This window comes from Pseudomonas sp. 10B238 (genome assembly GCF_000970615.1).
Lineage (GTDB): Bacteria > Pseudomonadota > Gammaproteobacteria > Pseudomonadales > Pseudomonadaceae > Stutzerimonas.
Genome location: NZ_KQ033972.1, coordinates 1 through 1071, shown reverse-complemented (window position 1 = coordinate 1071; position 1071 = coordinate 1). Strand labels below are relative to the sequence as shown.

1 protein-coding gene is annotated in these 1071 nt (G+C 63.2%); it reads left to right on the top strand.

What is annotated here, in order from left to right:
* Positions 1–1071 (top strand): retention module-containing protein (locus RT21_RS22830; RefSeq protein ID WP_046164461.1); only part of this gene is annotated, 1071 nt, incomplete at both ends.

Sequence of the window (1071 nt, the reverse complement as noted above, 5' to 3'; positions counted from 1 at the left end):
CCGCTGAAGCTTACTTTTTCAACAGAATCGGGGAAGAGCTGACGCTGGGCAGTTCGGCCAGCTGGCAAGCCGGCGATTTTGCTGTCGCCGATGCGGTTCAGGTGGAAGACCAGTCCATTACCGATCTGGAGCAAGCCATCGCCGATGGCTTTGACCCGACCACCCAGCTCGATCCCACTGCCGCAGGTCCAGGCGCCGGCGGAACAGGTGGCGCGGGTGGTGGCGGTCACAGCGCAGTGATGCTCAGCGAGACAGGTCAGCGCGTCGAAGCGGTGACCGGCTTTGAGACTGAAGGGTTGTCAGCGACCACTAACGCACCTGAACCCAACACAGTCGGGATTTCCGCTACTGGTCTAGCAAGCGATACCAATGTTTCGGCGCCGACCGTAAGCTTGCTAATCGACAGCGGCGCAAGCAGCTCGGACAGCATCACCAATTCCGGCTCTCTGACCATCGGTGGCATCGAAGCCGGCGCCACTATTGAGTACAGCACTGACGGCGGAAACAACTGGTCCACGACATTTACCCCGGTCGAGGGAAGCAACACCGTCTCCGTGCGCCAGACCGACGTGGCCGGCAATACGTCCGGCGCCACCACCGTCAGCTTTGTGCTCGACACCCAGGTTGCCGCACCGAGCGTTTCCCTGCAGACCGACAGCGGTACAAGCAATTCGGACGGCATCACCAACTCCGGTGCACTGACCATCGGCGGCACCGAAGCCGGCGCGACCGTCGAGTACAGCGTCGATGGCGGCAATACCTGGAGTTCGACCCTCACCCCGGTCGAGGGCAGCAACACCGTGGCCGTGCGCCAGACCGACGTGGCCGGCAATACGTCCGGCGCGACCACGGTCAGCTTCGTGCTCGACACGCAGGTCGCCGCACCGAGCGTGGTCCTGAGCACCGACAGCGCCAACCCGACCGACAGCATTTCCAACAACGGCGCCCTGAATATTGGCGGCCTCGAAACCGGTGCGACCGTCGAGTACAGCGTCGATGGCGGCAATACCTGGAGCTCGACCTTCACCTCGGTCGAGGGTAGCAACACCGTGGCCGTGCGCCAGACCGACG